Origin of the sequence: Xanthobacter dioxanivorans, from assembly GCF_016807805.1 — a bacterium.
Taxonomy (GTDB): Bacteria; Pseudomonadota; Alphaproteobacteria; order Rhizobiales; family Xanthobacteraceae; genus Xanthobacter; species Xanthobacter dioxanivorans.
Genome location: NZ_CP063362.1, coordinates 5,861,694 through 5,881,785, shown reverse-complemented (window position 1 = coordinate 5,881,785; position 20,092 = coordinate 5,861,694). Strand labels below are relative to the sequence as shown.

21 protein-coding genes are annotated in these 20,092 nt (G+C 71.1%); 13 read left to right on the top strand and 8 right to left on the bottom strand.

What is annotated here, in order from left to right:
• The first annotated feature begins 140 nt into the window (after positions 1 to 140).
• The gene (locus EZH22_RS27385; RefSeq protein ID WP_408647749.1) at positions 141 to 1,160 is read left to right on the top strand and encodes an MBL fold metallo-hydrolase; all 1,020 of its coding nucleotides are present in this window, start codon (positions 141 to 143) and stop codon (positions 1,158 to 1,160) included.
• A 4-nt stretch (positions 1,161 to 1,164) separates the two neighbouring features.
• On the opposite strand, the gene cutA is transcribed toward EZH22_RS27385, so the two are convergent.
• Entirely contained in the window at positions 1,165 to 1,494 is a 330-nt protein-coding gene (cutA, locus tag EZH22_RS27380; protein WP_203193501.1) for a divalent-cation tolerance protein CutA, read from the bottom strand.
• A 217-nt stretch (positions 1,495 to 1,711) separates the two neighbouring features.
• Between cutA and EZH22_RS27375 the strand changes: the two genes are divergently transcribed.
• Genes EZH22_RS27375 through EZH22_RS27365 form a run of 3 tightly spaced genes read left to right on the top strand, consistent with a single transcriptional unit; the run spans position 1,712 to position 5,096 of the window.
• Complete coding sequence (locus tag EZH22_RS27375) at positions 1,712 to 2,494, top strand: NAD kinase (protein WP_203193500.1); 783 nt, start codon at positions 1,712 to 1,714, stop codon at positions 2,492 to 2,494.
• Positions 2,495 to 2,545: 51 nt separating this feature from the next.
• Complete coding sequence (locus EZH22_RS27370) at positions 2,546 to 3,964, top strand: MBOAT family O-acyltransferase (protein WP_203193499.1); 1,419 nt, start codon at positions 2,546 to 2,548, stop codon at positions 3,962 to 3,964.
• Positions 3,965 to 3,974: 10 nt separating this feature from the next.
• Positions 3,975 to 5,096, top strand: coding sequence for an alginate O-acetyltransferase AlgX-related protein (locus EZH22_RS27365; protein WP_203193498.1), 1,122 nt, complete (start codon positions 3,975 to 3,977; stop codon positions 5,094 to 5,096).
• 19 nt (positions 5,097 to 5,115) lie between these two features.
• Here EZH22_RS27365 and EZH22_RS27360 read toward each other — a convergent pair whose 3' ends face one another.
• From EZH22_RS27360 to folE, 4 genes are all read right to left on the bottom strand, one after another.
• Complete coding sequence (locus EZH22_RS27360; RefSeq protein WP_203193497.1) at positions 5,116 to 5,754, bottom strand: flavin reductase family protein; 639 nt, start codon at positions 5,752 to 5,754, stop codon at positions 5,116 to 5,118.
• 78 nt (positions 5,755 to 5,832) lie between these two features.
• Positions 5,833 to 6,906, bottom strand: coding sequence for a patatin-like phospholipase family protein (locus EZH22_RS27355; protein WP_203193496.1), 1,074 nt, complete (start codon positions 6,904 to 6,906; stop codon positions 5,833 to 5,835).
• 215 nt (positions 6,907 to 7,121) lie between these two features.
• The gene (hisI, locus tag EZH22_RS27350; RefSeq protein WP_203193495.1) at positions 7,122 to 7,604 is read right to left on the bottom strand and encodes a phosphoribosyl-AMP cyclohydrolase; all 483 of its coding nucleotides are present in this window, start codon (positions 7,602 to 7,604) and stop codon (positions 7,122 to 7,124) included.
• A gap of 81 nt (positions 7,605 to 7,685) precedes the next feature.
• Positions 7,686 to 8,477: a GTP cyclohydrolase I FolE gene (folE, locus tag EZH22_RS27345; RefSeq protein WP_203193494.1), complete on the bottom strand. Its 792-nt coding sequence runs from the start codon at positions 8,475 to 8,477 to the stop codon at positions 7,686 to 7,688.
• Positions 8,478 to 8,915: 438 nt separating this feature from the next.
• Between folE and EZH22_RS27340 the strand changes: the two genes are divergently transcribed.
• A complete protein-coding gene (locus tag EZH22_RS27340; RefSeq protein ID WP_203193493.1) occupies positions 8,916 to 9,389 on the top strand; it encodes an iron-sulfur cluster assembly scaffold protein in 474 nt (157 codons plus the stop codon).
• A 10-nt stretch (positions 9,390 to 9,399) separates the two neighbouring features.
• On the opposite strand, the gene EZH22_RS27335 is transcribed toward EZH22_RS27340, so the two are convergent.
• Complete coding sequence (locus EZH22_RS27335; RefSeq protein ID WP_203193492.1) at positions 9,400 to 10,008, bottom strand: HD domain-containing protein; 609 nt, start codon at positions 10,006 to 10,008, stop codon at positions 9,400 to 9,402.
• Positions 10,009 to 10,141: 133 nt separating this feature from the next.
• On the opposite strand from EZH22_RS27335, the gene yidD reads away from it, so the two are divergent.
• The 3 genes from yidD to trpS all read left to right on the top strand — a co-directional run bounded on the left by yidD (position 10,142) and on the right by trpS (position 13,439).
• On the top strand, positions 10,142 to 10,537 hold the full coding sequence (gene yidD / locus EZH22_RS32690; protein WP_203193491.1) for a membrane protein insertion efficiency factor YidD: 396 nt from the start codon (positions 10,142 to 10,144) through the stop codon (positions 10,535 to 10,537).
• 127 nt (positions 10,538 to 10,664) lie between these two features.
• A complete protein-coding gene (gene murJ / locus EZH22_RS27325) occupies positions 10,665 to 12,194 on the top strand; it encodes a murein biosynthesis integral membrane protein MurJ (protein WP_203193490.1) in 1,530 nt (509 codons plus the stop codon).
• Between the two features lie 207 nt (positions 12,195 to 12,401).
• Entirely contained in the window at positions 12,402 to 13,439 is a 1,038-nt protein-coding gene (gene trpS / locus EZH22_RS27320) for a tryptophan--tRNA ligase (protein WP_203193489.1), read from the top strand.
• Between the two features lie 329 nt (positions 13,440 to 13,768).
• On the opposite strand, the gene EZH22_RS27315 is transcribed toward trpS, so the two are convergent.
• Complete coding sequence (locus tag EZH22_RS27315) at positions 13,769 to 14,044, bottom strand: metal-sensitive transcriptional regulator (RefSeq protein ID WP_203193488.1); 276 nt, start codon at positions 14,042 to 14,044, stop codon at positions 13,769 to 13,771.
• 142 nt (positions 14,045 to 14,186) lie between these two features.
• Between EZH22_RS27315 and EZH22_RS27310 the strand changes: the two genes are divergently transcribed.
• The 5 genes from EZH22_RS27310 (at position 14,187) to EZH22_RS27290 (ending at position 19,410) form a co-directional block, all read left to right on the top strand.
• Positions 14,187 to 16,748 carry a heavy metal translocating P-type ATPase gene (locus tag EZH22_RS27310; protein ID WP_203193487.1) on the top strand — a complete coding sequence of 854 codons (2,562 nt, stop codon included), beginning with the start codon at positions 14,187 to 14,189 and terminating at the stop codon, positions 16,746 to 16,748.
• Positions 16,749 to 16,840: 92 nt separating this feature from the next.
• Positions 16,841 to 17,608 (top strand): ComF family protein, encoded by a 768-nt coding sequence (locus tag EZH22_RS27305; RefSeq protein ID WP_203193486.1) that lies wholly within the window; start codon positions 16,841 to 16,843, stop codon positions 17,606 to 17,608.
• Positions 17,609 to 17,673: 65 nt separating this feature from the next.
• A complete protein-coding gene (gene grxC / locus EZH22_RS27300; RefSeq protein ID WP_203193485.1) occupies positions 17,674 to 17,928 on the top strand; it encodes a glutaredoxin 3 in 255 nt (84 codons plus the stop codon).
• A 127-nt stretch (positions 17,929 to 18,055) separates the two neighbouring features.
• Positions 18,056 to 18,940, top strand: coding sequence for a carbon-nitrogen hydrolase family protein (locus EZH22_RS27295; protein WP_203193484.1), 885 nt, complete (start codon positions 18,056 to 18,058; stop codon positions 18,938 to 18,940).
• Positions 18,937 to 19,410: a DUF1178 family protein gene (locus EZH22_RS27290; RefSeq protein ID WP_203193483.1), complete on the top strand. Its 474-nt coding sequence runs from the start codon at positions 18,937 to 18,939 to the stop codon at positions 19,408 to 19,410. Before EZH22_RS27295 ends, EZH22_RS27290 begins: the two co-directional genes overlap by 4 nt.
• A 40-nt stretch (positions 19,411 to 19,450) precedes the next feature.
• On the opposite strand, the gene EZH22_RS27285 is transcribed toward EZH22_RS27290, so the two are convergent.
• Positions 19,451 to 20,092 carry a UbiX family flavin prenyltransferase gene (locus EZH22_RS27285; protein ID WP_203193482.1) on the bottom strand — a complete coding sequence of 214 codons (642 nt, stop codon included), beginning with the start codon at positions 20,090 to 20,092 and terminating at the stop codon, positions 19,451 to 19,453.

Genomic DNA, 20,092 nt, shown 5'->3' with positions numbered 1-20,092 from the left:
GGACAGGAGGTCCGGCGAGGCGATCGCTCCGCTTCAAAGCTGCGCGAGGGCGTGCCCCAAGCGCCTCTTCCGCATGGTAAGCGGCCACGGTATCGGCCTATGGTACGCCTCCTCGCCCCATCGAAGAGGTCTGCCCCTTGATTGATTTCACGCGACGTTCGCTCATCGCCGGCGGCGCCGGCGCCATGGTCGCCGGCCTCGCCGCGCCGCAACTGGCCTCCGCCCAATCCCCCGCCGCCAGCCCTTCTGCCGCCAGCCCTGCCGCGACCAAGCCCCCGGTGACCGCCGCGGCGGCGCAGGTGCCGAGCGCCTATCGCTACAAGGTGGGCGACGTGGTGGTCACCGCCGTCTCCGACGGCATGCGCACCATTCCCCTCTCCGACACGTTCGTGCGCAACCAGCCCAAGGATGCGGTGAATGCCGCGCTCAAGGCGGCGTTCCTGCCGGAGAATCAGGTGCCCATCTCCTTCACCGTGCTGCTGCTCGACATCGGCGGGCGGAAGGTGCTCGTGGACACCGGCAATGGCGGCCAGCCCGGCCCGGTGGGGCTTGTGCGCGGCACGCTCGGGGACCTGGGCGTGGATCCGGCCTCGGTGGATCAGGTGGTGATCTCCCATTTCCACGCCGACCACATCAACGGCCTGCTCACCGCCGAGGGCACGCCCGCCTTTCCCAAGGCGCAGCTGCTGGTGCCCGAGCGCGAATGGGCCTTCTGGATGGACGACGGCCAGATGAGCCGGGCGCCCGACGCCCAGAAGGGCGGCTTCCAGAACGCGCGGCGCGTGTTCAAGCCGTTCGAGGGCAAGGTCGAGCGCTACGCCTGGGACAAGGAGCTCGCGCCCGGCCTCACGGCGGTGGGCACGCCCGGCCACACGCCGGGGCACACCTCCTTCACCCTCGCCTCGGGCAGCGACGCGCTGTTCATCCAGTCCGACCTCACCAACCTGCCGGCGCTGTTCGTGCGCAACCCCTCCTGGCAGGTGATGTTCGACATGGACCCGGCCATGGCGGCGGAGGTCCGGCGCAAGACCTACGACCGGCTTTCGTCCGAGCGGACGCAGGTGGCCGGCTATCACTTCCCGTTCCCGGGCGCGGCGCACCTGGAGAAGGCCGGCGAGGGCTTCCGCTACGTGCCGGTGCTCTGGCGTCCGGTGCTGTGAGGCCTCAGGCGGACGGCTCCTCCACCTCGGCGGCGATCCAGCCGAGGAAGGCCGGGGAGCCGCCGTCCACGGGCAGCACGAGGATGGCCGGCACCTCGTAGGGATGCCGCGCGCGGATGGCCTCGACGACCTCGCCGGCGCGGGCGGCGCTGGTCTTCAGCAGCAGCACCACCTCGTCGGCGCGCGCGATGGCTCCCTCCCAACGATAGAGGGAGACCATGCCCGGCAGGATGTTGGCGCAGGCGACGAGCCGCGCGTCCAGCAGCGCGCGGGCCACCTCCTCCGCGGCCTCGCGGGAGGGGAAGGTGCTGTAGACAAGGCGGATCGGGGGCATGTCGGGGCTTCCGGAGGGGCTCGTCCCCTTCATAGCCCAGATCGGCGGCGCTGCCCGGGGGCGATGGCGTCGGGCCGCGCATGCGCATTCCGGAGGCGGCGGGCACCGGGCCGCCGACTTCGCCTCGACAGGTGCGGCCGGGACCGCTAGACCGGTCGCAGCGATCGCCGTTCCGCTCCTTGCCCGCCAACCGGACGCCTCCCAGACCGCCGCACCGATGAGCGACCAAGCCCGCAGCTTCCACAAGATCGCCTTCGTCTCCAGCCAGACGCCGGAGGCCGAGGCCGCGCGGGCGCGGCTTGTCGTCCGCTACGGCGACGTCTCGGAGGATGACGCGGATGTGATCGTCGCCCTCGGCGGCGACGGCCTGATGCTGCAGACGCTGCACCGCTTCCGCGACCGCGGCCTGCCCATCTACGGCATGCACCGTGGCACCGTCGGTTTCCTCATGAACACGTTCCGCGAGGACGGCCTGCCGGAGCGCCTCGCCGCAGCGCTGCCGGTCACCATCCATCCGCTGCTGATGGAGGTGGTGGATGCGCAGGGCGTGCGCCACCGGGCGCCGGCGATCAACGAGGTGTCGCTCTGGCGCCAGTCCTACCAGGCGGCGAAGCTGCGTATCTCCATCGACGGCCGGGTGCGCCTGGAGGAGCTGATCTGCGATGGCATCATCGTGGCGACGCCGGCCGGCTCCACCGCCTACAACCTCTCCGCCCACGGGCCGATCCTGCCGCTGGGCACGGCGCTGCTCGCGCTCACGCCCATCTCGCCCTTCCGCCCCCGCCGCTGGCGCGGCGCCCTGGTGCCGGACAAGGCGCGCATCGACATCGCCGTGCTGGAGGCCGACAAGCGGCCGGTGAGCGCGGCGGCCGACCATTTCGAGGTACGCGACATCATCGCGGTCACCACCCGGCTCGACACCTCCTCCTCCATCGACATGCTGTTCGATCCGGACCACGGGCTCGACGAGCGTATCCTGCGCGAGCAATTCGTGTATTAGAGGCGCGTTGCGCGTCGGCGCTGAGAGGGGCGATCCGGTTCACGGCATTCCATGGTCTTTTCCTCCGTCACCTTCCTCTTCTATTTCCTGCCGGCCTTCCTGCTGTGCTACTTCGCGACGCCGGGCGTGCGGGCGCGGAACCTGGTCCTGCTCGCCTTCTCCCTCGTCTTCTATGCCTGGGGCGGGCTCGCCAACGTCGCGGTTCTGGCCGTCTCCATCGTCGCCAACTACCTCTTCGCGCTGTTCATCGATGGCCGCAGCGAACGCTGGCGGCTCAGGGCGCTCGGGCTGGCGGTGGCGGCGAACCTTTGCGGCCTCATCGCCTTCAAATATGCCGGCTTCCTCGCCGAGAACCTCAACCTGCTGCTCGCCCCCGCGGGGCTGAAGCTGCCGGTGGTGCATCCGGCGCTGCCGCTGGGCATCTCCTTTTTCACCTTCCACGCCATCTCCTACCTGGTCGACGTCTACCGGCGCAAAGCCGCGGCCAACGGGCGGTTCGAGGAGATCGCGGTCTACATCACCATGTTCCCGCAACTGGTGGCGGGGCCGATCGTGCGCTACTCCACCATCGCCCGGCGCATCCGCGCGCGGCGCACCACGCTCGGGCGCGTCTCGGCGGGCCTGCGCATCTTCATCATCGGCCTGTCGTGGAAGGTGCTGATCGCCGACGAGGTGGCACCCATCGTCGCGGCGGTGTTCGACAACACCCAGGCGCCCAATCTCGGCGAGGCGTGGGTCGGCGTCACCGCCTACGCGCTGCAGATCTATTTCGACTTCGGCGGCTATTCCAACATGGCCATCGGCCTCGCCATCGCCATGGGGCTGAAGTTCCCGCGCAACTTCAACCTGCCCTATGGCGCGCGGTCCATCACCGACTTCTGGCGGCGCTGGCACATGAGCCTGTCGAGCTGGTTCCGCGACTATGTCTACATCCCCCTCGGCGGCAACCGGCACGGCCACCTGCACACGGCGATGAACCTGTGGAGCGTGTTCCTGCTCTGCGGCCTGTGGCACGGGGCGAGCTGGACCTTCGTCATCTGGGGCGTCCATCACGGCACCTTCCTGGTGCTGGAGCGCACCGGCTTCGGCGCGGCGCTGAAGCGGGCGCCGCGCATCCTGTCCCACGCCTACGTGCTGCTGGTGGTGCTTTCCGGCTGGGTCTGGTTCCGCGCCGACAGCCTGCCCGCCGCGTTCGAGCTGTTCCAGGGGCTGGCCGGGCTCAACGGGGCGGGCTACCTGTCGGCCCAGCTGGAAGTCGAGCTGAAGCCGGTCACCATCGCCATCATGGTGCTGGCCTGGCCGCTCGCCATGTTCGGCCTGCCCCGGCCACGCGGGCGCGCGCTCGCGCCGCGGGTGAGGCTCGCCATCTTCGGCGCGACGGATACGCTGGTGGTGTGGGGCCTGTTCGTGCTCTGCGTGCTTTCGGTGGGAGCGGCGACCTATTCGCCGTTCCTCTATTTCCGGTTCTGAGGAGGGGGCGATGCCGCTTCTCATGTCCTTCCGGCGCTGGTGGGCTGCCATCTTCGTGGCCATCCTCCTCCTGCCCACCATCGGCCTCGTCGCCCCCGACGTGCCGGCGCCGCTGCGGACGGTGCTGGAGCCGGAGGGGCGCTGGTGGGAGGAGGCCGCCAGGCGCGCCGATCCCTACATCAACAACGCCTTCGGCTTCCGCGGCGCGGTCCTCGCCGCGCACCGCTCCTATGTGCGCTTCCTGGGCGACACCCAGGGCGACCTCGCCTTGAAGGGCGAGCACGGCGCCCTGTTCCTCAAGGACGAGCACGCGCTCGAGCAGTCCCTCGGCCAATTGGTGCGACCGGAGGCGGTCAGCGGCTTCGTCGCCTTCGCCGCGCGCATGGACGCCTACATGAAGGCCCATGGCGGGCGGTTCGTGGTCCTGGTGCCGCCCAACGGGCACACCACGAATTTCGAGTACCTGCCGGCCTATGCCCGGCGGCTGAAGAAGGAGCCGACCGAATACGACCTGGTGGCCCGGCAGATGAAGGCGGCGGGCATCACCTTCGTGGACATGCGCCCCATCCTCGCCGCGGCGAAGAAGGACGGCCCGGTCCACTGGCGCTACGACACGCACTGGAACCAGCGCGGCATGCTGCTCGGCTTCAACGCGGCCATGGCGGCGGCCGGCCGGCCGGACCTGGAGGTGAAGCCGCAGGACGCCCTCGGCCCGCCCGAGCCACGCCTCACCGGCGACCTGCTGCGGGCCACCGGCGCGCGGGTGCCCAACCCGCCGGACGTGCAGTTCCCGCCCAAGGGGCCCATGGTCAAGCCGCGGAACCCGAACCTCATTCCCGGCATCGTGAAGCCGGTGCCGGCGAACGACCCGTTCGTGCCCTATGCCATCGATACCGGCCATCCCGGCCCGCGCATCATGGTGATCGGCGACAGCTTCAGCCAGGGCTCATGGCAGGGCCTGGGCGTGTCGCAGGCCTCGGCCTATGCCTGGATGCACCACCGCTATTGTCGCTTCGACATGGGGGCGGTGGAGCGCTTCCGTCCGGACATCCTCATCTATGTCCCCACCGAGCGGGCCATGCCCTGCCGGGGCGAGCCGACCGACTGGCCGCCGGCGCCGGGGGCGGGCTGAGGCCGGCCCCCGCGCACCCTCAGACCGCCGGGGCGCGTGCCTTCAGGTCCATGCCGCCGCCGGGCGGGCGCTCGCGCTCCATCAGCCGGTCGACCGCCGAATAGTCGAGATAGCCGCACCGGGCGAGGGACTTCATGACCGTCATGTCGACCCGGCCGTCGACGATGGCGGCGTCGTTGACATAGACCCCCACCACCTCGCCGATGATCATGTGCTGGTCGGGGACCTTCCCGTCCTTTCCCTTCGGCCGGAAGGTCTCCACATAGACGCATTCGAGGGCGCAGGGGCTGGCGGCGACCCGCGGCGGCTTCACCAGCTGCGAGGGGGCGGGGGCGAGCCCGGCGATCTCGAACTCGCTCTTGTCCCGCGGGGCCGGGGTGGAGGTGAGGTTCACCGCGTCGATCAGATCGAGGGTGGCGAGGTTGCAGACGAACTCGCCGGTCGCCTCGATGTTGGTGGCGCTGTCCTTGTGGCCGGCCGACGAGAACATCACCAGCGGTGGAAACTCGCAGATCAGGTTGAAGAAGGAGTAGGGCGCAAGGTTGGCCACCCCCTCGGGCGTAAGCGAGGAGATCCAGCCGATGGGCCGGGGCGCGACGATGGCCTTCAGGGGCGAGAAGGGCAGGCCGTGGTTGCGCTTGGCAGGCTCGTAGAACATGTCTGTGCTTTCGGGAATGGGAATGCGTCGCAGATTAGCCGCGGCCCGGGCCGGCCGGAAGGCCCTCCGGCGCAGGGCTCATCCCAGCGCCACCATTCCGGCCTGGATATCGTCCAGGGCGCGCTCCGCCGCCTCCATGCCGGCCGCGATGGCCTCCTTCGCCCGCTGGAACTCGAACAGGCCGATGCGGCCGAGCTTCGGGGACAGCATCAGGTCCGGCGGGTCGCCGGCGAGGCGCGAGCGGGCGATGCGGTCCTGGGTGATGTTGAAGGCATCGATCATCACCGTGGACAGGCCGCGCGGCCCGTCGCTCACGTGGCCGCCGGCGAAGAATTGCCGCCGCAGCCGGTCCGGGCTCAGCATGCCGGCGATGCCCGCCTTCTTGTCCGTCAGCGCCACCTCGGCCACCCGTTCCACCACGCCGCCATGGTCCTGGATGACGGTGCCACGGCCGAACACGTCGGCGTTCAGGTTGACCGCGATCACCATGCGCGCGCCCATGGCCCGGGCGGCGGAGACGGGAACCGGGTTCACCAGCGCCCCGTCCATCAGCCAGCGTCCGCCCACCTTCACCGGGGTGAAGATGCCGGGCAGGGCATAGGAAGCGCGGATCGCCTCCACGAAGTCGCCGCGGGTCAGCCAGATCTCGTGGCCGGTGCCGAGCTCGGTGGCGATGGCGGCGAAGACGAGGGGCAGGTCCTCGATGCTGAGGTCGCCCACCTCGCGCCGCATGAGCTCCACCAGGCGCCGGCCGCCGATGAGCCCGGCGCCGCCGAGGGCGAAATCGAGAAGCCCGAGCACGTTGCGCTTGGTGAGGCTGAGCGCCCACGCCTCCAGCATGTCGAGCTTGCCTGCCGCCCAGATGCCGCCGACCACCGCGCCGATGGAGGTGCCGGCGATGACGGACGGGCGGATGCGGTTCTTCTCCAGCACCTTCAGCACGCCGATATGCGCGAAGCCCCGCGCCGCGCCGCCGCCGAGGGCAAGCCCGATGGCCGGCCGCCCGTCATCCTCGCCTCCGGTGGCCGGATGGGCGGGGGTGCCGAGATCGGGCGGCTCGGTGCCGGGCTCGCCGTCGGTGGCGAGGGGCCCGATGGTCGCCGGGCGCGGGCCTGCGAAGGGGCCGGAACGCCAATGGAGGGACTGAAACATGCGCGCCTCCCGATGCCGCCAGGGGGGATGCCCCGGACTCCGGCACTCGATCTGCCAATGCCCCCCAGGCCGCGCCGGTTCCGACGCGGACTCGAACCTTATGCGTCTCGTACTAATTTCTGGTGTCGGAAGCGTGTCGGTGCCGGGATGTTGCGCGCATCTCCCCGCGTCAGGGCGCGTCGCGCCCGTTCGAGTCGGCTTGGCCGGCGCGTGCCCTAATGGTCGTGGCCGTGCTGGCCGCCATAGACCGTGGCGGGGTCGAAGCGCGGGGCGTCGCCGGTGAAGGCGAGCCTGGTGCCGGCCGAGGGCGCCGCGCCGACGGGCACCGTGCGGTAGAAGCACGAGCGCCGGCCGGTGTGGCAGGCCGCGCCCGTGCCGCCCATCTCCACCTTGATGACGACCGCGTCCTGGTCGCAGTCGATGCGCATCTCCAGCACCTTCTGGGTGTGGCCGGAGGTCTCGCCCTTCTTCCAGAGCCGGCCGCGGGAGCGGCTGAAATAATGCGCCTCGCCGGTGGCCATGGTGAGGGCGAGGGCTTCCGCATTCATGTGGGCGAGCATCAGCACCTCGCCGGTCTGCGCGTCCTGGGCGACGCAGGTGACGAGCCCGCCGGCGTCGAAGCGGGGGGAGAGGATGGTGTCCTCTTCCAGCGCCGCGCCCTTGCCGGCAGGGGGGAAGGAGAAGGCCTCGGTGCTCATCTCTCGGTGCTCATGGGAGGGGTCCGGACGCATGCGGGCGCAGCGGCGCCTGAAGGGCGCCGGCTTGGGCGGCGCGGGGCTTCAGGACCGGGAGCGCACCAGGGTGATGAAGCGCACCTGCTCGGCCGGGTCGTCCCGGAACGCGCCGGTGAACTGGGTGGTGAGGGTGGAGACGCCCTGCTTGGTGATGCCGCGCATGGACATGCACATGTGCTCGGCCTCGATCATCACCGCCACGCCGCGGGGGCGCAGGCTTTCGTCGAGGGCGTTGATGATCTGCGAGGTGAGATGCTCCTGCGTCTGCAGGCGGCGGGCGAAGATGTCCACCACCCGCGCGATCTTGGACAGTCCCACCACCCGCTCCACCGGGAAATAGGCGATGTGCGCCTTGCCCACGAACGGCACCATGTGGTGCTCGCAATGGGAGTGGAAGGGAATGTCGCGCAGCAGCACGAAATCGTCGAACGTCCCGATCTCGCCGAAGGTGCGGTCGAGCAGTTCGTCCGCATCCTCGCCATAGCCCGAGAACAGCTCGTCATAGGCCTTCACCACGCGCTTCGGCGTGTCGAGGAGGCCTTCGCGGGCGGGGTCCTCGCCGATATAGGCCAGCAGCGTCTTCACCGCCGCTTCCGCCTGCTCGCGGCTGGGGCGCGGCGTGCCGTCGGCGAGCGGAGGAAAGCTCTTGCGCTCGGCAGGGGCGCCATCGGCGCGCGCCTTCGAGGCGGCGTCCGACCTGTCCTTGCCGTCGCGGGCTTTCCCCTCGCGCGCCTTGCTGTCGCGCGCCTTGCCTTCGCTGGCCTGGCTCTCGCGGGCCTTGCGCTCGCGCTCCTCGTGGTCGGCCTGCGCCTTGAACAATTTCACCACCGCGTCCATCACCAACTCCGTTCGACCCGCACCCATTACGAAGCGGGAGTGTCACCGGTCGTCGGGCTGCGCATGCGCGGTGTCGCTCAAACCGCGCCCCGCCGGATTGCCGGCGGCGGCCTTGCCGTCCGTTCCTTGCCGCGAGCGCACCATCGTGCTCAAGTTCCATCATGGGGGCGAGGGGCCGTTTTCGCAAGGGCGACGCCCGGCGGCTGGTCTGAAGATACCGTTCCGACGCCCATGTGCGACCGTTTGGCCGGCCCTGTGGCGGAGCGATGGAGGCGAGGGGATGCGCCGGGCGCGCGCGCATTTCCGCTTCGCCCGCCGGGGCGGTGCCCCGCACCCTTCCGCCCGTTGCTCCCCACGCTATATAAGACCGTGAAGCCGGCGCGGGAGAGGCCCGCGCCGCAGCATCCCGTCGCCTTCGGGCGGCGTTCGGAGCTGCCCATGATCAACGACGTCTACAACGCCCGCATCCTCGCCCTCGCCGCCGACATTCCACGGATCGGCCGGCTCGCCGCGCCGCAGGCGAGCGCGCGGGCGCATTCGCGCCTGTGCGGCTCCACCGTGACGGTGGACCTCGCCATGGACGGGGACACGGTGACCGATTTCGCCCATGAGGTGCGGGCCTGCGCCCTCGGGCAGGCCTCGTCCTCGCTCATGGCGCGCCACGTCGTCGGCGCGAAGGCGGACGAATTGCGCGCCGTGCGCGAGGCCATGTGGCGCATGCTCCGCGAGAACGGCGCGCCGCCGGAGGGGCGCTGGGCGGACCTGAAGGTCCTGGAGCCGGTGCGCGACTACAAGGCGCGCCACGCCTCCACCATGCTCACCTTCGACGCCGTGGTGGATGCCATCGGGCAGATCGAGGCCGCGCGCGCAGCCGCGGCGGCGGACGGGGAGCCGGCCGCCGCCGCAGGGTAGAGCAGGGGGCTCAGCCTGCCGCCTCCGCGCTCACGCGGGCATCGATGGCGGCCATGGCTTCCTCCGCCGCCGCATCGAACGCGGCTTCCAGCGCCGGTGAACGCCCGCGCAGGCCCTGGACCACGGCGCGCGACCATTCCACATAGGCGCGCATGCGGGTGACGCCCCAGTCCTCGGGCGGATCTTCCGACAGCGAGCGCAGGTTGGCGGTCTTGTCCGCCAGCTTGAGCAGCTTCGCCCGCTCGGTAAGGTGCGGGGCGTGCGCCACCTGCAGCCGCTTGCGCTCGGCGGGCTCCAGCGCCTTGTCGTCGGTCACCTCCATGACGAGGCCGGCGACGTCCGCGCCGAAGGTGGCTTCGATCTCCGCGGCGGTGACCGCCTGGTCCTCCACCACGTCGTGCAGCAGCGCGGCCGCGACGAGGGCGCCATCGGCGCCGCCGGTGGCCTCGCTCACCAGAAGGGCGACCTCGGCGAGGTGGTTCACGTACGGCTGGGCGCGCCGGCCCTTGCGCCGCTGGTCCGTGTGGCGCAGCGTCGCGAAGGCCAGCGCGCGCACCACCAGCGCCAGGGGGCCGGCGCCGGCATCGCCGGACGGGGCAGGGGGAAAAGCGTGCGTCATGGATCACCTCCGGAAGGGAGGAGCCGCGCGGGTCGCCGGGACCGACGGCCCCGACCTTGAATGGAAGGAAGAGTAATCCCATCTGCGGCGGCGAGCATGGCAAATGTGAGGCACCCATGGAGGGTGCAATGCGATGGCGGGACGTGAGACGGCGGACCGGGAGAAAGCGGGGCGGGGCGAGGCGGGGCAAGGCGGGGCTGCGGCCGGCGGGCTGATCGCCGGCGCGCGCCGGCTGCCGCGCCAGGCGCTGCGCGTTCTCATTCTCGGCTACCGCTACACCCTCTCCTCCATCATGGGCCGGCAGTGCCGCTATCTGCCCACCTGCTCGGAATATGCCGAGGAGGCGGTGATGCGACACGGCGCGCTCGCCGGCGGCGTCATGGCCACGGCGCGCATCTGCCGCTGCCATCCGTGGGGCGGGCACGGCTACGACCCCGTGCCCCGGTGCCTGCCCGCCGATGCGCGGTGGTTCCGCCCGTGGCGCTACGGCGTCTGGCGCATGCCGGGGGCGCCGGAGGGCGAGGGGTAGAGCGGCGGGGGCGGATCCCCGATCCCGCATCGCCGACGCGTTCCCGCCAAACTCCGCGCGGCCATCGACAGCGCTGCGACGGCAGGGCATAGGCTGGGTCCAGATCCCTCGCCGCCAGATCCCGCCCATGTCCCTTCTCGCCCGCACCTCCATCGTCTCGGCGGCGACGCTCGGTTCCCGGGTGCTCGGCTTCGTGCGCGACGCGGCCACCGCCGCCGTGCTCGGCGCAGGTCCTGCCGCGGATGCGCTGGTGGCGGCGCTCGCCCTGCCGCTGCTCGCGCGGCGCCTCCTGGCCGAGGGCGCGTTCAACCTCGCCTTCATTCCGGCCCTGGTCCGCGCCGAGGCGGACGGCGCCGACGCGCCCGGCCGCCTCGCCGGCGCCACCCTGCTCCTGCTCTCCGGCGCGCTGCTCGCCTTCGCCCTTCTCGCGGCGGCGTTCATGCCGCAGGTGATCGGCCTGCTCGCCCCCGGTTTCGAGCCGGGCGGGCAGCGGGCCGATGTGGCGGTGCTGTGCGGGCGGGTGGCGGTGCTCTACCTGCCGCTGGCGGGGCTCGCCGCCATCTTCGGCGGCGTGGCCAACGGCGCCCACCGCGTGCTCCTGCCGGCGCTGGCGCCGGTGGTGGCCAACCTCACGGTGCTTGCGGTCATCGCCGTGCTGCTGCTCGACGGGCTGATGGAGAGCGATGCCGCCGCCTTCGCCATCGCCCTCGCCACGGTGGCGGCGGGGGGCGCGCAGCTTGTGCTCATGGGGATCGCGGCGCGGGGCTGCCCGGCCGCGCCATCGGCCGGCGCCGGGCTCGGGAACTGGCCGTGGCGCCGGGCACTCGGCGTCCTGCGCGCGGCGTCGCCGGCGCTGCTGTTCGCCGGGCTGAGCCAGTTCCGGCTCATCATCGTCGCCGCGGCGGTCTCCGCCAGCCCCGGCGCGGTGGCGGCGATGAACTATGCCCAGCGGCTCATGGACCTGCCCCTCGGCCTCGTCGGCGCCAGCGCGGGCGCGGTCCTGGTGCCGGCGCTGCTGCGGGGGGCGCAGGGCGAGGCGCCCGAGGCGGCCGGCCGCGCCGTGCTCGCCGCTCTCGCCTTCGCCCTGCCGGCGGCCATGGGCCTCGCGGTGCTGGCGCATCCCATCGTCACCACCCTGTTCCAGCGCGGCAGCTTCGACGCGCAGGACGCCGAGCTGACCGGCGCCCTTCTCGGCGTGCTGGCGCTCTCGCTGCCGGCGCAGGGGCTGGAGCGCATCCTCTCCGCCACCGCCGCCACGTCCGGCCTGGTGATCGTGGCCGAGCGCGTGGCCCTTGCCTCCCTCGCCCTGTGCCTCGGCGCGGCGCTGCCGCTGGCCGCCGCCTTCGGGCCGCAGGCGGCGGCTGGCGCCGTGGCGCTGTCCGCCCTCGGCTCGATTCTCGTGCTCGGCGGGGTGCTGCTGCGGCGTGGCGCCCTGCGCTTTTCCCCGGCGGTGCTGGCCTTCGGGGCCGGCCTTCTGGCCGCCAGCCTCGCCATGGGCGTCGGCGTCGCGGCGCTGGCGGCCGCCTGGCCGGTGCCGGAGGGCCCGCTCGCCGGGGCGCTGCGCCTCGCGGGGCTCGTCGGCTGCGGTCTTGCTCTCTATGGGAGCGCCGCCCTGCTGCTGAAGCGGCTGCTACCGAAGATCGCGCCCGCCGGGTGAAGGGGCGGGTCTGCGCCCCGCCTCCGCCTCCCCTTGCGCCGGCCCGCCGCGGGTGGCATGACGCGGCGCATCGTTTCCCCGCTTCGGCCGCGGCGCGGCCCCGGGGTCCATCCATGCGGCAGGTGACGCGGGGGCGGGGCAACCCGGCCGCGCCCGCTGGCGCCGCAAGGCATTTCGAGCGGCGCGCCGCTCTTGTTGGAGGTCGCCATGGCGGCGGTCGCAGAACGCGTGTTTTCCGGCGTGCAGCCCACGGGCAACCTGCACCTCGGCAATTATCTCGGTGCCATCAAGCGCTTCGTGGCGCTGCAGGAGAGCCATGACTGCATCTATTGCGTGGTGGACCTGCACGCCATCACCGTCTGGCAGGACCCCGAGGAGCTGAGGCGCCACACCCGCGAGGTGACGGCCGCCTTCATCGCCTGCGGCATCGACCCGAGCGCCCACATCGTCTTCAACCAGAGCCAGGTGTCGGGCCATGCCGAGCTCGCCTGGGTCTTCAACTGCGTCGCCCGCATGGGCTGGCTCAACCGCATGACGCAGTTCAAGGAGAAGGCCGGCAAGGACCGCGAGAATGTCTCGGTGGGCCTGTTCGCCTATCCCGACCTCATGGCCGCCGACATCCTGCTCTACCGCGCCACCCACGTGCCGGTGGGCGAGGACCAGAAGCAGCACCTGGAGCTGACGCGCGACATCGCGCAGAAGTTCAACACGGACTTTGCGCCGTCCATCGCCGCCTATGGGCACGGGGAGGGCTATTTCCCGCTCACCGAGCCGCTCATCGCCGGTCCGGCGACGCGGGTGATGAGCCTGCGCGACGGCTCCAAGAAGATGTCGAAGTCGGACGCCTCCGACTTCTCCCGCATCAACCTGACCGATGACCGCGACGCCATCGCCACCAAGGTGCGCAAGGCCAAGACCGATCCCGAGCCGTTGCCGTCCGAGGAGGAGGGCCTGAAGGGCCGGCCCGAGGCGGACAATCTCGTGGGCATCTTCGCCGCGCTCTCCGACCGCACCAAGGCGGACGTGCTGAAGGACTACGGCAGCGCCCAGTTCTCCGCCTTCAAGGGCGCGCTGGTGGACCTCGCGGTGGACAAGCTCGGCCCCATCGGCGGCGAGATGCAGCGCCTGATGGCCGATCCCGCCGCCATCGACGCCATCCTCATCGACGGCGCCGACCGGGCGCGGGTCATCGCGGACCAGACCATCCGCGAGGTGAAGGACATCGTGGGCATGGTGCGCGGCTGAGGCATCGCGCCGGGGGCTACAGCAGCGCAAGGGTACGCCGAAGGCGGTTCTGGCGGAGACCCCGGCAGGTATTGCCCGTTGCGCGGACGTCTCCCCTGGGCCCCGGATCGGCGCTCAGGCTGCGCCTTCGCTGGTCCGGGGAGCCGGGCGCTCTCGGCGCCTCCCCGTGCCCCGGCCGACTGGAGCGCCAGCGGAAGGAGAGCCGGGGCCCAGCGCGCGGGTACGCCGAAGGCGGCTCCTCCCCATACGGTCGGTGCTTTCGCCTGCCCCGCAGACACTTAAGGCCCGGCCCTGCTCCTGTCCCCTCGCATGCCCGGGGCGCAACGCGCTCAGCGCTCGGAGCGGACGATCACGTCCATCAGCTCGGCCACCTTGCGCCGCTGGTCCTCCGCGTCGCCGGAGCTTATGGCGTGCTCCACGCAGTGCGCCACGTGGTCGCGCAGCACCTCCTCCTCCACCCGCCGCAGGGCGGCGCGCGCCGCCGACAGCTGGGTGATGACGTCGATGCAGTAGCGGTCCTCCTCCACCATGCGGGAGAGGCCGCGCACCTGGCCCTCGATGCGGCTGAGGCGCTTGAGGACCTGTTCTTTCGTGGGGCTGCGCATGGCTTGCCATATACCCCCTCAGGGTATACTTAACAAGCGACATACCCCCCAGGGGTTATTTCAGGCGTTGAATATGAGCCAGCGCAAGGCCGCCGAGCCGGAAATGGCCTCCTAGCTGGCGCCGAGATTTCTGGAGCCGTCCATGGCACACGATCATTCCCACGATCATTCCGCCGCGCCCGGCGATCACGATTGCTGCGGCGGCAAGGCTCCGCCCGCGCTCGATCTCACCGCCGCCGCCAAGCCCGCGGGCGCGGCGCCGGTCACGGTGAAGGATCCCGTCTGCGGCATGGACGTGAAGACGGACCCGGCGGCCGGCAAGCCCACCTCGGCCTACAAGGGCCAGACCTTCCATTTCTGCTCCGACGGCTGCAAGACCAAGTTCGAGGCGGAGCCGGAAAAGTACCTCGCCCCGGTCAAGGACCCGGTCTGCGGCATGAGCGTGGAGCCGGGCAAGGCGAAGTATTCCGCCCGCCACGAGAAGAAGCCGTATTTCTTCTGCTCCTCGTCCTGCGAGACCAAGTTCAAGGCCGATCCCGTGCGCTACGTGGGCGGCGCCGCGCCGCCGCCGCCGCCGGCGGACGTGCCGGAAGGCACCATCTACACCTGCCCCATGGACCCGCAGATCCGGCAGATCGGCCCCGGCATCTGCCCCATCTGCGGCATGGCGCTGGAGCCGGAGATCGTGACCCTCGACGAGGGGCCGAACGAAGAGCTGGTGGACATGACCCGGCGCTTCTGGATCGGCCTCGTGCTCACCCTCCCGGTGTTCGTGCTGGAGATGGGCCAGCACCTCATCGGCCTGCATCTGTTGCCGCAGCAGACCTCCAACTACGTGCAGTTCCTGCTGGCGACGCCGGTGGTGCTGTGGGTGGGCAAGCCGTTTTTCGAGCGCGGCTGGCTGTCGCTGAAGACGCGCAACCTCAACATGTTCACCCTGATCGCCCTGGGCACCGGGGTGGCCTATCTCTATTCGCTGGTGGGCACGTTCGCCCCCGATCTGTTCCCGCACGATTTCCACGCCCATGACGGAGGCGTTCCGGTCTATTTCGAGGCCGCCGCCGTCATCACGGTGCTGGTGGCGCTCGGCCAGGTGCTGGAGCTGCGCGCCCGTGAGCAGACCTCGGGCGCCATCAAGGCGCTGCTCTCGCTGGCGCCGAAGACCGCGCTGCGGGTGAAGCCCGACGGCACCGACGAGGAGATCGACCTCGCCCTCGTGGCGCCCGGCGACATCCTGCGCGTGCGCCCCGGCGAGAAGGTGCCGGTGGATGGCATCGTCGCCGAGGGGCGCGCCGTGGTGGACGAGAGCCTCGTCACCGGCGAATCCCTGCCGGTGAGCAAGGAAAAGGGCGAGAAGGTCATCGGCGGTACGCTCAATTCCTCGGGCGCCTTCACCATGCGCGCCGACAAGGTGGGCCGCGACACGCTGCTCTCGCAGATCGTGCAGATGGTGGCGCAGGCGCAGCGGTCCCGCGCGCCGATCCAGCGGCTGGCCGACCAGGTGTCGGGCTGGTTCGTGCCCCTCGTCTTCGCCGCCGCCGTCGTCGCCTTCGCGGTGTGGATGACGGTGGGGCCGGAGCCGCGCCTGACCTTCGCGCTGATGGCGGCGGTGTCCGTGCTCATCATCGCCTGCCCCTGCGCCCTCGGCCTCGCCACGCCCATGTCGGTGATGGTGGGCGTGGGGCGCGGCGCCCAGCTCGGGGTGCTGGTGCGCAACGCCGAGGCGCTGGAGCGCATGGAGAAGGTGGACGTGGTGGTGGTGGACAAGACCGGCACCCTCACCGTGGGCAAGCCCAAGGTGGTGGCGGTGAAGGCGTTCAACGGCCTCGGGGAGAACGAGGTCCTGCGCCTCGCCGCGAGCCTCGAGCGGGCGAGCGAGCATCCGCTTGCCGCCGCCATGGTGCAGGAAGCGGCGGCGCGGGATCTCGCGCTCGCCGAGCCGACCGGCGTGGAGAGCCCCGCCGGCAAGGGCATCACCGGCACCGTGGACGGGCACCGGGTCGCCGTCGGCCATGCCGCCTTCATGAGCGAGAACGGCATTCACACCGACCACCACACCGCCACCGCCGAAGCCTTCCGGCGCGAGGGGGCGACGGCGGTCTTCATCGCCGTGGACGGCCGTGCGGAGGGCCTCGTCGCCATCGCCGACCCGGTGAAGGACACCACCGAGGCGGCCCTGAAGGCCCTGGCGCGCGAGGGCGTGCGCGTGGTGATGCTCACCGGCGACAACCGCACCACGGCGCTGGCCGTCGCCAAGCGCCTCGGCATCGCCGAGGTGGAGGCGGAGGTGCTTCCCGCCCACAAGGCCGACGTGGTGCAGCGCCTGCGCCGGGAAGGCCATGTGGTGGCCATGGCCGGCGACGGCGTGAACGACGCGCCCGCCCTCGCGGTGGCGGACGTGGGCATCGCCATGGGCACCGGCACCGACATCGCCATGGAGAGCGCCGGCATCACCCTGCTCAAGGGCGACCTCGCCGGCATCGCCCATGCGCGGGCCCTGTCGCGGGCGACCATGGCCAACATCCGCCGCAACCTGCTGTTCGCCTTCGCCTACAACGCGGCCGGCGTGCCCATCGCGGCGGGCGTGCTCTATCCGAGCCTCGGCCTTTTGCTCTCGCCCATGGTGGCGGCGGCGGCCATGGCGCTCTCGTCGGTGAGCGTCATCACCAATGCCCTGCTCCTGCGCGGCTGGCGGCCGCGCTGAAGGGGCCTCGGCGGCATTCGGGCCTCGGGTGATCGCGCGGTCTTTACACCTGCCCGCCGCGCCGACGATCATGCGCCGGCGGGGGTATGGAGATGGCGGGCTTCTCGTTTCGGCTGGCGCAGGCAGGCGGGGCGTTCCGGGCGTTCGGCTCCGGGCTGCTCGGCCTCGCCTTGCCGCCCACCTGCATCGGGTGCGGCGCCATCACCGCCGTGGCGGGCGGGCTGTGCGGCGCCTGCTGGAGTCGCCTGTCGTTCATTTCCAGGCCCTATTGCGAGCGCACCGGCGCGCCCTTCGTCCATGAACCCGTGGGTCCGCGGATCTCGCCGGAGGCGCTCGCCGATCCGCCGGCCTTCGATCGCGCCCGCGCCGCCGTCACCTTCGAGGGCGTGGCGCAGGACCTGGTGCACAAGCTGAAATATGCCGACCGCCTCGACCTTGCCGTGCCCATGGCCCGGCTGATGGTGCAGGCGGGGGCGGACGTGATCGCCGGGGCCGACCTCGTGGTGCCGGTGCCGCTGCATCCGCTGCGGCTGTGGCGGCGTCGCTTCAACCAGGCGGCCCTGCTCGGACGGCACGTGGCGGCCGCGCGCGGCGTGCCGCATCGCGCCGATCTTCTGAAGCGCAGGCGCGTCACATCCTCGCAGACCCGCCTGGGCCGGAGCGAGCGGCGCGCCAACGTGGCGGGGGCCTTCGCGCTTTGCGGCAATGCAGCATCGGTGCTGGCCGGACGGCGGGTGCTGCTGGTGGATGACGTCTACACGACGGGGGCCACGCTGGACGCCTGCGCCCGCGCGCTGCGGCGGGCCGGCGTCTCGGGCGTGGACGCCCTGACCTTTGCGCGGGTTGTCGATTTCGCCTGAGGCCTTATGATACGTCACTTTCGTGACGGTGCCCCACCGTCTCAGGCTCACTCCCTAGTGACATCATGAAGCCCATCGAGATCTATACCAAGAGCTGGTGCCCCTATTGCCATTCCGCCAAGGCATTGCTGCGGCGCAAAGGCTGGACCTTCACCGAGATCGACGTGACCACCGACAAGGAGGGCCAGCTGGAGATGACCCGCCGCGCCGGCGGGCGCACCTCCGTTCCACAGATCTTCATCGGCGACACCCACGTGGGTGGCAGCGATGACCTCTACGCCCTGGAAGAGGCCGGCCGCCTCGACGCCCTGGCCGCCTGAGCTTTTCGTTCCGCGGTGCGCGAACCCGTGCAAAACTGAAGAAGACTTCCCATCTGTCCGGGGAAACGCCCCGGGCGGGGCGTGCCACGGGCCGGGACGGGTCAGCATCGAGGAAAGAGCGCGCCGAATGACCGCTTCCCACACATCCGGGATCCTCCGCATCGCGCTCGTGCAGTTGCGCAGCGGGCGCGATCCGGCCGCCAATCTCGATGCCGTCGCCGCTTTGGTGCGGGAGGCGGCCCGGGACGGCGCGCGCTACGTGCAGACGCCGGAGGTGACCAACCTCATGGAGCTCGACCGGCAGGTGCTGTTCGGCAAGCTGGTGGCGGAGGAGGCGGACCCGACGCTGGCGGCGCTGCGGCAGCTGGCGCGCGAGCTCGGCATCTACCTGCACATCGGATCTCTGGCCCTGAAGGTGTCGGACAACCGGGCGGTGAACCGCGCCTTCGTGATCGCGCCGGATGGCGAGGTCGTCGGCAGGTACGACAAGATCCACATGTTCGACGTGGACCTCGGCAATGGCGAGAGCTACCGCGAATCCACCGCCTACCGGCCCGGCGAGCGCGCGGTGCTGACCGACGTGGACGGCATCCGCTTCGGCCTCACCATCTGCTACGACCTGCGCTTTCCCTCCCTCTACCGCGCTTTGGCGGAGGGTGGCGCCCAGGTGCTCACGGTGCCGGCGGCCTTCACCCGGCCGACCGGGGAGGCCCACTGGCACGTATTGCTGCGGGCGCGGGCGATCGAGAACGGCGCCTATGTCCTCGCCGCCGCCCAGGGCGGCCGGCACGAGAACGGCCGGGACACCTACGGCCACTCGCTGGTGGTGGACCCCTGGGGCCGGGTGATCGCCGAGGGCGGCACCGACCCGGGCGTCATCCTGGCGGAGATCGACCTCAAGGAGGTGGCCTCCGCCCGCGCGCGCATCCCTTCCCTGTCCAACGGGCGCCGGTTCGAGGTGGCGGAGCCGGGGCAGATCGGCCACCTGAGCGTGGTCAGGGCGTCCTCATGATCCGCTACACCCTCAATTGCGCCGCCGGGCACCAGTTCGAGAGCTGGTTCCCGTCCTCCGGCAGCTTCGATGCCCAGCAGGCGCGCGGCCTCGTCGCCTGCCCCAGCTGCGGCTCGGTGCAGGTGGAGAAGGCGATGATGGCGCCCTCCGTCGCCCGCACCGACCGCCCCGACACACCGGCCCCGGCCACCGATGCCCCTCCGGCGGATGCGCCCGCCGACCCTCAGGTGCCCATGATGACGCGCCCGGACGGCGAGCTGCGCGCCCTGCTGCGCCAATTGCGCGAGCACATCGTGAAGACCTCCGACTATGTGGGCGACGACTTCGCCGACCTTGCCCGCAAGATGCACGACGGCGAGATCGAGCACCGCTCCATCTATGGCGAGGCCACAAGGGACGAGGTCAAGGCCCTGCACGAGGACGAGGTGGATGTGTTCCCCCTGCCGGTGCTGCCGGACGACCGGAACTAGAGCATTTTCGAGCGAAGTGAAGAGCGATTGGCATCCGCGCCTACGGGTCGGGACAATCGCCGTCCGGCGCTCCGCCATCGTCGGTTCCGGCGGTGTCGGATGCGTCCCCGACCTCTTCCGTCCATCGCTTGACCACCGGCAGGTGGATGCCGAACAGGTCGAGGCTGCGGCCCACCGTCTGCGTGACCATGTCGTCGAGGGAGGCCGGCCGGGAATAGAAAGCCGGGACCGGCGGCATGACGATGGCGCCGTTGCGGTCCGCCTTGGCCATGAGATCGATATGGCCGGCGTGCAGCGGCGTCTCGCGGAACAGCAGCACCACCCGGCGCCGCTCCTTGAGGCAGACATCGGCGGCGCGGACCACGAGATCGGTGTTGTAGCAATTGGCGATGCCGCTCAGCGTCTTCACCGAGCAGGGGGCCACCAGCATGCCGATGGTGGCGTAGGATCCGGAGGAGATGGACGCGCCGATGTCGCGGTGACTGTAGTGCCGGTCGGCGAGGGCGCGGATGGCGCCGAGGTCCATGTCCAGCTCCGCCAGCGCCGTGCGCGCCGCCGCCGGCGAGATGATGACATGGGTCTCCACGTCGTCCACCGCCCGCAGCAGCTGGAGCGCCTTGACGCCGTAGACGATGCCGGACGCGCCGGTGAGCGCGACGATCAGCCTGCGTTTGCCAGCCAA

What these genes read in the sequence shown, in the direction of transcription:
- EZH22_RS27290 (WP_203193483.1), top strand. Translation starts at nt 18,937, where the DNA reads ATGATCCGCTACACCCTCAATTGCGCCGCCGGGCACCAGTTCGAGAGC.
- EZH22_RS27365 (WP_203193498.1), top strand. Translation starts at nt 3,975, where the DNA reads ATGCCGCTTCTCATGTCCTTCCGGCGCTGGTGGGCTGCCATCTTCGTG.
- EZH22_RS27335 (WP_203193492.1), bottom strand. Translation starts at nt 10,008, where the DNA reads ATGACGCACGCTTTTCCCCCTGCCCCGTCCGGCGATGCCGGCGCCGGC.
- trpS (WP_203193489.1), top strand. Translation starts at nt 12,402, where the DNA reads ATGGCGGCGGTCGCAGAACGCGTGTTTTCCGGCGTGCAGCCCACGGGC.
- EZH22_RS27310 (WP_203193487.1), top strand. Translation starts at nt 14,187, where the DNA reads ATGGCACACGATCATTCCCACGATCATTCCGCCGCGCCCGGCGATCAC.
- EZH22_RS27340 (WP_203193493.1), top strand. Translation starts at nt 8,916, where the DNA reads ATGATCAACGACGTCTACAACGCCCGCATCCTCGCCCTCGCCGCCGAC.
- EZH22_RS27360 (WP_203193497.1), bottom strand. Translation starts at nt 5,754, where the DNA reads ATGTTCTACGAGCCTGCCAAGCGCAACCACGGCCTGCCCTTCTCGCCC.
- EZH22_RS27375 (WP_203193500.1), top strand. Translation starts at nt 1,712, where the DNA reads ATGAGCGACCAAGCCCGCAGCTTCCACAAGATCGCCTTCGTCTCCAGC.
- EZH22_RS27355 (WP_203193496.1), bottom strand. Translation starts at nt 6,906, where the DNA reads ATGTTTCAGTCCCTCCATTGGCGTTCCGGCCCCTTCGCAGGCCCGCGC.
- EZH22_RS27315 (WP_203193488.1), bottom strand. Translation starts at nt 14,044, where the DNA reads ATGCGCAGCCCCACGAAAGAACAGGTCCTCAAGCGCCTCAGCCGCATC.
- murJ (WP_203193490.1), top strand. Translation starts at nt 10,665, where the DNA reads ATGTCCCTTCTCGCCCGCACCTCCATCGTCTCGGCGGCGACGCTCGGT.
- EZH22_RS27370 (WP_203193499.1), top strand. Translation starts at nt 2,546, where the DNA reads ATGGTCTTTTCCTCCGTCACCTTCCTCTTCTATTTCCTGCCGGCCTTC.
- folE (WP_203193494.1), bottom strand. Translation starts at nt 8,477, where the DNA reads ATGGACGCGGTGGTGAAATTGTTCAAGGCGCAGGCCGACCACGAGGAG.
- hisI (WP_203193495.1), bottom strand. Translation starts at nt 7,604, where the DNA reads ATGAGCACCGAGGCCTTCTCCTTCCCCCCTGCCGGCAAGGGCGCGGCG.
- EZH22_RS27295 (WP_203193484.1), top strand. Translation starts at nt 18,056, where the DNA reads ATGACCGCTTCCCACACATCCGGGATCCTCCGCATCGCGCTCGTGCAG.
- EZH22_RS27305 (WP_203193486.1), top strand. Translation starts at nt 16,841, where the DNA reads ATGGCGGGCTTCTCGTTTCGGCTGGCGCAGGCAGGCGGGGCGTTCCGG.
- cutA (WP_203193501.1), bottom strand. Translation starts at nt 1,494, where the DNA reads ATGCCCCCGATCCGCCTTGTCTACAGCACCTTCCCCTCCCGCGAGGCC.
- grxC (WP_203193485.1), top strand. Translation starts at nt 17,674, where the DNA reads ATGAAGCCCATCGAGATCTATACCAAGAGCTGGTGCCCCTATTGCCAT.
- yidD (WP_203193491.1), top strand. Translation starts at nt 10,142, where the DNA reads ATGGCGGGACGTGAGACGGCGGACCGGGAGAAAGCGGGGCGGGGCGAG.